Annotated in this window: 6 protein-coding genes and 2 pseudogenes; 6 read left to right on the top strand and 2 right to left on the bottom strand. The window is 46.8% G+C overall.

Annotated features, from left to right (window positions below; translation table 11 throughout):
* The 5 genes and pseudogenes from Q0668_RS17445 to Q0668_RS17425 all read left to right on the top strand — a co-directional run.
* Positions 1-438: pseudogene (locus Q0668_RS17445) on the top strand (hypothetical protein); the annotation flags it as partial.
* An 87-nt stretch (positions 439-525) separates the two neighbouring features.
* Positions 526-2,187, top strand: coding sequence for a hypothetical protein (locus Q0668_RS17440; RefSeq protein ID WP_298866947.1), 1,662 nt, complete (start codon positions 526-528; stop codon positions 2,185-2,187).
* 256 nt (positions 2,188-2,443) lie between these two features.
* The gene (locus Q0668_RS17435; protein WP_298866945.1) at positions 2,444-3,487 is read left to right on the top strand and encodes a cytochrome c peroxidase; all 1,044 of its coding nucleotides are present in this window, start codon (positions 2,444-2,446) and stop codon (positions 3,485-3,487) included.
* A gap of 84 nt (positions 3,488-3,571) precedes the next feature.
* A complete protein-coding gene (locus Q0668_RS17430) occupies positions 3,572-4,777 on the top strand; it encodes a hypothetical protein (protein ID WP_298866943.1) in 1,206 nt (401 codons plus the stop codon).
* Between the two features lie 101 nt (positions 4,778-4,878).
* Positions 4,879-5,406 (top strand): peroxiredoxin, encoded by a 528-nt coding sequence (locus Q0668_RS17425; RefSeq protein ID WP_298866941.1) that lies wholly within the window; start codon positions 4,879-4,881, stop codon positions 5,404-5,406.
* A gap of 63 nt (positions 5,407-5,469) precedes the next feature.
* Here the strand turns inward: Q0668_RS17425 and Q0668_RS25940 are convergent.
* Positions 5,470-5,606: pseudogene (locus Q0668_RS25940) on the bottom strand (SDR family oxidoreductase); the annotation flags it as partial.
* A gap of 323 nt (positions 5,607-5,929) precedes the next feature.
* On the opposite strand from Q0668_RS25940, the gene Q0668_RS17415 reads away from it, so the two are divergent.
* Positions 5,930-6,943 carry a ThuA domain-containing protein gene (locus Q0668_RS17415; protein ID WP_298866937.1) on the top strand — a complete coding sequence of 338 codons (1,014 nt, stop codon included), beginning with the start codon at positions 5,930-5,932 and terminating at the stop codon, positions 6,941-6,943.
* Positions 6,944-6,991: 48 nt separating this feature from the next.
* Here the strand turns inward: Q0668_RS17415 and Q0668_RS17410 are convergent, their stop codons facing one another.
* The gene (locus Q0668_RS17410; RefSeq protein WP_298866935.1) at positions 6,992-7,753 is read right to left on the bottom strand and encodes a TerC family protein; all 762 of its coding nucleotides are present in this window, start codon (positions 7,751-7,753) and stop codon (positions 6,992-6,994) included.
* Positions 7,754-8,555: the final 802 nt, after the last annotated feature.

Here is an 8,555-nt window from a genome sequence, read left to right as displayed (position 1 = left end):
ATTCGAGCCTGGATCGATTCCTGGCTCAACCCAAATGGGAAATATCGGTATACAGTGCTTGGATTATTTTTTGGTGGTTTAATACTCCTGTTCGGATTTGGTAATTCCGGGCATTTGCTATTTCCAAGATTTATAGTTCTATGGTTCTTTGAGATTGGAATACCTCTAATGATGTCGTGCCTATTACTTGGGGGAACATTGACCGCGTTTGTGGTTGCCTGTCAAAGAAAACGGATCCAAGTATCTACCGCAGGGATTGCCTGTCTGCTCTGGTTGGTCTGCGTTTTTTCAGTCGTCATCTGGTATTTGCAGCATCTACAAAATTCACAGCATGCACCATCGTGGTTCATGGTACTGTTTTTTATATCATTTTTAACTCTGATTGTAACACCTTTCGCCACGATTCCCCTGGCGCTGCCCTGGAATCGGCATCGTTGATGACTTTACTAACCGTTTAAAAAAGTTCGAAGAAGTGGCTATGCCTCAAACAAGCAGATTTGATTTCATGAGAATGGGATAAGACCTATGTCATATACCTTGTACGTGGTAACAAAAGTATTTTGCAAGCGCGCCTGGCTTGTGGCGTTATTTGCGGTCTGCCTGTTAGTGTTAGGACCACTCTCATTGATCGAGTTGATACGATTCGTCGAAGGCTCCATAGGCGATGATCCTGTGATGCCTTTTAGTTTTCACTTTGCTTTTCTGGGCGTATCGTGGATTTTATTTATCGCAGTCTGTTTGCATGCTTTGCAAGGCTCACAAAAAGTCATCTTCGGTCTCCCGGTTTCTTCAGCGTCAATTTCCAGTGCGTTAATGTTTGTCACTGTCGGGATCGTTGTACTCCTCAATCTGGTGACTAACGGGCTTTACCGCATTGCTTTTTTTGATCAAAACTGGCTGAGCGATTATTGGCCGCTCTTGGGTCCAACTTTGTTTTTAGTGACGCTTATCATGGTCGGGCATTGTATTTTCTGGAATCTGCATGCGATCGGTTTCGGGCGACTCCTGTTTTGGGTCGGTTTTGTGATCGCGATGTTCTGGTGGTTCATCTTACGTTACCATCCTCATGGAATTGAACAGCGGACTGTTCCCTGGAATCATGTCACACTTTCAGAATTGGTCACCATGCAGGCCGTCTGGATCAGCGCCTGGTTTATGGGAACCCGTTCCTTTTCCAGTGTACGCCGCGGAACCGCGGTTCCCAGCCTGCAATGGACACGCATGGAAGCCTGGTTGAATCAATTGACCACCGGGTCATTGAGAGCGGAAAAGTATGTCTCCATTTCAAAATCCAGCGCGCTGGCCCGTCTGCATTGGCGCGATTCCTGTTACGTCGCTCTCATAGTAGCGGTCTGCCTCGGAGTTGGGGGTCTGGTAGCGAATCTGTTTTTCTTTTCACATCAGGCGACATTCGGATTTAAAAATCAGAATGTAAACGAAAACATAATCGCAGTTCCGGCGATGTTTTCCATTTTAGCAGCGACCGTCGTTATGATGGCTCTGGGACAAGGGCTGAATTCCAAAAACATGACGGAAATGAAACGCTATCTGGCGGTGTCTCCCCTTTCAGACCGTGCTTTCTCTTCCGTTTTAATGCGTAATTTAATCAAGTGTATCAGTCTGGCATTACTGTTGGTGGTACTGATCAGTGTCCTGCTCAGCAATTTCCTCGCAGCTTTGTATTACGGATTTGATAACATCAGAAACACATGGGTATGGTTTGACAATCAAGATGCCAAACGGAGTTTAGTGACTGGTGTTCTCATTCTGATGGCCTATTGGGCGGTGATTGCGAATTGTGTCTCTGTACTTTGGACAGGGCGCAAAATGTTTTGCGCGACGATAGCGGCCCTGTTTTTTGGAGCCATTATGAGCAGTATTGCTGTGCTCAATCTCATTCCTCGATCACTTGTACCAGTCGTAGATCTGGGTATCGCATTGTTTCTGGCATGCTTCATCCTGATTGCTACGGTTACTGCATTTTATATGGCTCGTAGAAAATCACTGATCCCCTCGAGCACCGTCTGGATTGCATTTCTGTTCTCTGTTTTTGTGTCATTGTTGTTTTGGAATTTCTGGAAAACAGACCAAATCATTGACAGGTTTATTCTTTCCTCGGCTTTCCTGCTGGCCGTGACGCCCTTTGCCATGATTCCGTTGGCGGTTTCCTGGAATCGGCATCGCTGAAGTCTGCTGCTACAGGCTGAGTATCTCTGCCCCTTTTTCGCCATAAAACGTGTGAAATTCTCACTTTCAACGCAAAACAGGCTTAGTAGTGACTTGCAGTCCTGCGCTCAGTGACTAAAAATAAGCAGTTAAGGCAGCTTTTCTGTTTCAAGACAGTTGAGTGTAAGTACACAATCTGCAGAACGGTTTAGACATTCGCTGAAACAGGTTCCTTGCCAGACATTTAGTGTAATGAGAATAGCATTTGTGAGGAGAAATGATGACTCTTGGAAAGTATCGATTGATAGCTCAGGTGATTACAGCAGGTTTTGTTTTGAGCATATTCATCAGTCTCAGCGTTTCGATGCTGCAGGCGGAGGAACCTGTGATCAAAGTTCCCGCTGGTTTAGATCCGATTCCCTTTCCCGAGGATAACCCAGCCACTAAGGAAAAAATCGCGCTGGGGAAACAACTCTTCTTCGACAAACGTCTCTCACGGGATAACACGATTTCGTGTGCCAGTTGTCATGTACCAGTAAAAGGGTACAGCAATGGAGCCCGGTTTGCGACCGGTTTCAAAGGTCAAAAAGGGGGCCGCAGCTCGCCGGCTCTCATTAATGCTTCTTACAATCAATTTCAATTCTGGGATGGCCGCGCTGCTTCGTTAGAAGATCAGGCATTAGGACCTATTGCCAATCCGATTGAAATGAATCTGACCATCAAAGAAGCGATTGCTCGGATTAATGCGATTCCCGGTTATAAGCAACAGTTCCAGAAGATATTCGGTTCTGAGGCGACTCCAGATACACTTGCCAAGACGCTTGCCACTTTCGAGCGAACCATTCTGAGTGGCGATGCCCCTTATGACCATTTCAAAGCGGGTGATAAAAAAGCGCTTTCCGAATCAGCACAACGCGGAATGAAGTTGTATTTTGGGAAAGCATCCTGCAGCGCCTGTCACGTAGGACCAAACTTTACTGACAATGCGTTTCATAATCTCGGCGTAGGCATGAATGCGAAGCAACCAGATACAGGGCGAAAAGCCATTAGTAAACTCGGCGGCGATCACGGCAGCTTCAAAACACCAGGCCTGCGGGATATCGCCCGATCTGCACCATATATGCACGATGGAAGCCTGAAGACTTTGAAAGAGGTCGTAGAATACTATAATAAAGGAGGCACTTCCAACGAGTTCCTTGACGAAGAAATTTTCCCGCTGAAATTAACGCCACAAGAAATAGATGATGTGGTCACCTTTATGAAAGAAGGCCTGGCCAGTACAAAGTACCCAGATCATAAAGCACCCGAATTACCCAAATAAGTTCTCGACAGTTGTTCGAGAAACAAATAGTCACAAGACGAAATACACAATTGAAAATCCCCTTTTCAAAGGAAGATGAACACCATGCAATGGAATTTACATCAAATCTTTAAAGCAAGTGCATGCTGCCTGACCGCATTATGCCTGACACTGGGAAGCAGTCTTCTAGTCGCCGATGAAAAAGGTGATAAAAAAGGCGATGCGAAAAAAGAAACCAAAAAAGAGGCTCCTAAAAAAGAAGCGCCTAAGAAAAAAGAAGCCCCCAAGAAAGATGCCAAAAAACCGGCAGCCAAACCTGCTGCTAAAAAAGTAGAACCCAAAAAAGAAGCACCTAAAAAGCCCGCTGTGACTGTCAAAACGCTAGTGACCAATCTGGAAAATCCCAGTGGTCTGGCAATTCAGGATGGCACAGGGCATGTGTTTGTTGCCAGCCGTTATGGCATTTACCGTTACGATGCCAAAGGCAAAACCGTGGATCTGGAAATTGCCGGCTATCCTACCGACGTTTACGGTAAAGGACCCAAATACAACGTAGGTCCGTTGGGCGTGGCATTTCTCGGTAAGGATCAACTGGTCGTTGGAGACGGCAGCCGTCCCGATGGCTCAGAATTAGTTCGCATCTATAAAGTTGGTGACAAGCCTGTTGCAAAATGGGCCAAAGAAGATACAGCCGCTCAAACTCTAGGACCCATTAAAGCGGGCCCCAAAACAGCCAAGGGCGAAGGCAACTTTTACGGAGTAGCCGTCGGTGGCGGAAACATTTTCGTCACCTGTAACGGCGATGATACCAAAGGCTGGGTTGCCAAGTCTGTCGTAAAAGACGGCAAAGCCGGTCCGCTGGAACTGACAATCGCCACCAAGGAAGCAACGAAAGTCGATGCTCCCGTTGCCATCACATTTTCCCCTGATGGAAAACAACTGGTCATTGCCCAGATGGGTGAAATGAACGTTGCCAATGATGCCCTACTGACATTCTACGATCCCAAAACAGGAAAACTCACCAAGAGCCTGAAAACCGGCCTGAGCGATATCGCTGGCCTGGCTTACAGCCCCAAAACTAAAAAGCTGTATGCTACAGATTTTTCCTGGATCGATACCAAAAAGGGTGGATTGTACGAATTGAAAATTGCCGGCGATAAAGTAACTGCCGAAAAAATTGTCTCACTCGACAAGCCAGCCGCCATCGCTTTTGATAAAGATGGCAATCTGTATCTGACCGCCTTCGGAACTCAGGGGAAAGATGCTGAAAAATCACCCGGTTCACTGGCCATGATCAAAGCCGGCCTATAAAACAAGACGCTCACGATGCGGGTTGATTTCCAAAGCGATTAACCCGCCTCGTTTTTACAAAATCAATTTTCCACTCATATTTTGAAGGTAAGTAAAGACTAATGACAGTTCAAGTAATGCAGCCAGCTCCTGATTTTGCTTTGCAAGGTTATGATCGTACTAGCGATTCATTCAAGGATTACAAACTGGCAGACTATAAAGGCAAATGGGTTTGCCTGTTTTTCTATCCTTTGGATTTCACTTTTGTTTGTCCTACGGAATTAGTTTCGTTTAACGATTCACTGGGTGAATTCGAAAGTCGTAACTGTCAGGTTCTGACTGCCAGTACCGACAGCAAGTTTTCGCATAAAGGATGGTGCGATGCAGATCCTCAACTGGCTGATTTAAAATATCCCATGTTGGCCGATGGTACACATCAGCTTTCTAAGGATTATGGTGTTCTAAAAGAAGAAATGGGAATTGCACTGCGTGGTATTTTCCTGATCGATCCCGAAGGCAATTGCCAGTGGCTAGCCATTCATAGCTTGAGTGTAGGACGCAATGTAGAAGAAGTTTTGCGTGTCCTCGATGCCCTCCAGACAGGCGAAAATGTTCCCTGTAACTGGAAGAAGGGCGAAAAGACACTTTAGTCTTTTAAAGCGACAACCAGAAATTGAAAAGCAGAGGAACTCCCATCGGGTCCCTCTGCTTTTTTATCGCCCGCCGGCAATATCGATGAAGCCTCCGTTGTGTAAGATGCTTCCTCAGAAAGCAACCACAAAATCGCGTTGGCAACCTCTTTTGCAGTTCCTTCCCGCTTTATTGGAACCCGTCTTTTCACCCGGCCAATTCCTCGGCTCCCGCCAGTTATGATGGCAACCTGCTTCATAAGGGCTTGCTTTCTTTTGACGATCAGGACGATTCCATGCGAATTCATTGAAACACATTATAAGAGTCGTTCCCAATCGAAACAGGGCCAATTACATTCACTACCAAAACGGAAGTCGCCATTTGTTAAGTATGATAATTTATTGAGGATTCATGCCGGAAATAAAAAGAGAGTTTTTGAGTGACTTGGCTGGAACGACCCGTTAGTTTAATGTAGATGTATTGGAGACGACCGTCCCTGCCTATATCCATCGATTTTGACAATCAGTTCAGAGGAGAAATCCGTTGAAGCCATTATCCCTTTCATCAATACTCTCATTGTTCATGCTCCTGCTAATCTGTCCGGTGTTTTCTCTGGCAGCAGACAAGTCTGGCGAAAAGCTCTCTGTCTTGCTCATTGATGGGCAGAACAATCATAAATGGCAAGAGACAACTCCTCTGCTCAAAAAAATCCTGGAAAATTCCAACCGATTCGAAGTCGAAGTTTCCACCACGCCTCCCAGCGCACCACGAAAGCCCCGTAAACCAGCGGGTAAATTGACAGAAGCACAACAGAAACAATATGAGAATCAGATCAAGGATTGGGAAGCGGCTGCAGCTGCGATCAATCAGAGATCGGCGGCGCTCTGGAAAAAGTGGCGACCTGATTTTAAACAGTATGATGTCGTAGTCAGCAACTACAATGGGGAAAGCTGGCCCGAAGATGTCAAAGAAGACTTCGATCAATACGTCTCTTCGGGCGGCAGTTTTGTGGTCGTGCATGCAGCAGACAATTCGTTTTCCGATTGGCCCGCTTATAATAAAATGATCGCTGTCGGCGGCTGGGGCGGTCGTGATGAAACATCCGGACCCATGCTCCGCTTGCGCGAGAAAAAATGGACCAGAGATACCTCCGTCGGACGAGGCGGAACGCATGGTACAAAAATCCCAGTCGTCGTGAAGGTGCGAAAGTCGGAACATCCGATTGTAAATGGACTGCCACTGGAGTGGATGCATCCCGCGGATGAAGTGTATGGAAAACTCCGCGGCCCTGCAGAAAATGTAACCGTGCTGGCAACCGCTTATTCCGAACCAGATCACAGAGGAACCGGCGAACATGAACCCATTATGATGACCATCGACTATGGCAAAGGACGCGTATTCCACACGACATTAGGCCACGATACCGTTGCCTTGCAGGGCACCGGCTTTCAAATCACCCTGCAAAGAGGCACCGAATGGGCGGCGACGGGGAAAGTCACTCAATCCCTTCCCAAAGTCAAATGGAACGACAACGAACCCACGGTTCAAACCCCATAGAGGTTCATGAGTTTGACAGTTGATTCATCGAGAGCAGAGTGAGATCGGCTAACTGGTCTCACTCTCTTTCATTTGCTTGCGAAGCCGAATCGCTTCCGCCTGGTTTTTACGCACCCGTAAGTTGATCATTTCCACGGCGACGGAGAATGCCATCGCAAAGTAAATGTATCCCTTGGGGACATGAACTCCAAAGCCTTCCACCATGAGTGTCATGCCAACCATGATCAAAAAGGAAAGCGCCAGAATTTTAATCGTGGGATGGGCATCAACAAAATCGCCGATCGACTTCGCCGCAAACAGCATGACGGCCACCGAGAGGATAATCGCAATCGACATGACCGCAATCTGATCAGATAAACCAACGGCGGTAATCACTGAATCCAAAGAAAAAATAATATCCAGCACCCCAATTTGGACCAGCACCGATCCAAAACTCGCCACCGCTGCGGAGCTTTGCGTATCTTCATGAGCCACACCTTCCAGGCTGTTATGAATTTCATGCGTGGCTTTCGCCAGCAAAAACAGGCCACCACCAATCAGAATCAGATCGCGACCCGAAAACGCACGCTCCATCAATATAAACCAGGGTTCTTTCAACCCCATCACCCAGGAAATGGAAAACAGCAAAACGAGCCGTGCGATCATCGCCAGGCTCAGACCCAGCCTGCGGGCAATATCCCTTTGTTTTTCAGGAAGTCGTCCGACAAGAATGGAAATGAAAATGATGTTATCAATGCCCAACACGATCTCGAGAGACGTTAACGTCGCGAGTGCGATCCAGGCTTCAGGACTGCTCAACCATTCAAACATTCTTACTCCCATGAAATAAGCTGTCGTTCAATACGTCTCGGATTATACACACCGACCCACATCTTAAAACATGAACAACCAGTGTTCTTTCATGCTCACTTGAAATCTTTTCACAATTCAAAACAGGAATTGTTTCATCACGTTTCATTCAAAGACCCATCCACAGTTTGATACTGAAAAAACAGGCCTTGACAGCCTCTCGCCTTTCTCGAATATGCGTTATAAGCGTCGCGCGCGAGTGAGAGAAATATCCACTGCCAATAAATCAAGTGATTCAAAAACAACACCTTAAAAATCTCTCGTTTCAGCAAAGTGGAGGTCAGCATCTTTTGAAGTCGTTCCCGATGATCACCACTTATCGAACGCGTTCGGTCGCTTATCATCCGCTTTGGGACACCGTTCAACCACTCATCAACCACGTTCAACCATCCATCGCGCAACAAAAGAATCTTGACACCCCCACGCCCCTCAAGAAAATGACTCACTGTCAAAGCAACCGCCATCAGAATCAGCCTGTGCGGAGCGGCACTAGTCACAGCTGGCAAACATCGAATAGAAAACCAAAGCATCAAAATCATATAAGTCCACCTCATAAATAAACCCGGAGATCTCCCATCTAATAAGTAGCCGAGCACTCACCTGTCCTCCCGTCAGAGCGTTTCGTGATTTTCGTGGTAGAAAAAATAGTGGCAGGAAAAACAATCGAAAAGACCGTCGACACCACCGACCCACAAGCAGGGATTCTACGCGATAGCTAGTGGGTGTCCCGAAAGCGTTTTGGTTCGGAACTAATAGCATGAAA

The organism is uncultured Gimesia sp. (assembly GCF_937910335.1).
Classification (GTDB): domain Bacteria; phylum Planctomycetota; class Planctomycetia; order Planctomycetales; family Planctomycetaceae; genus Gimesia.
Note: the sequence above shows the minus strand (reverse complement) of the source record. Positions and strands in the feature narration are given on the sequence as shown.

Coding starts and splice junctions, on each gene's coding strand:
- Q0668_RS17440 (WP_298866947.1), top strand. CDS start 526: ATGTCATATACCTTGTACGTGGTAACAAAAGTATTTTGCAAGCGCGCC.
- Q0668_RS17435 (WP_298866945.1), top strand. CDS start 2,444: ATGATGACTCTTGGAAAGTATCGATTGATAGCTCAGGTGATTACAGCA.
- Q0668_RS17430 (WP_298866943.1), top strand. CDS start 3,572: ATGCAATGGAATTTACATCAAATCTTTAAAGCAAGTGCATGCTGCCTG.
- Q0668_RS17425 (WP_298866941.1), top strand. CDS start 4,879: ATGACAGTTCAAGTAATGCAGCCAGCTCCTGATTTTGCTTTGCAAGGT.
- Q0668_RS17410 (WP_298866935.1), bottom strand. CDS start 7,753: ATGTTTGAATGGTTGAGCAGTCCTGAAGCCTGGATCGCACTCGCGACG.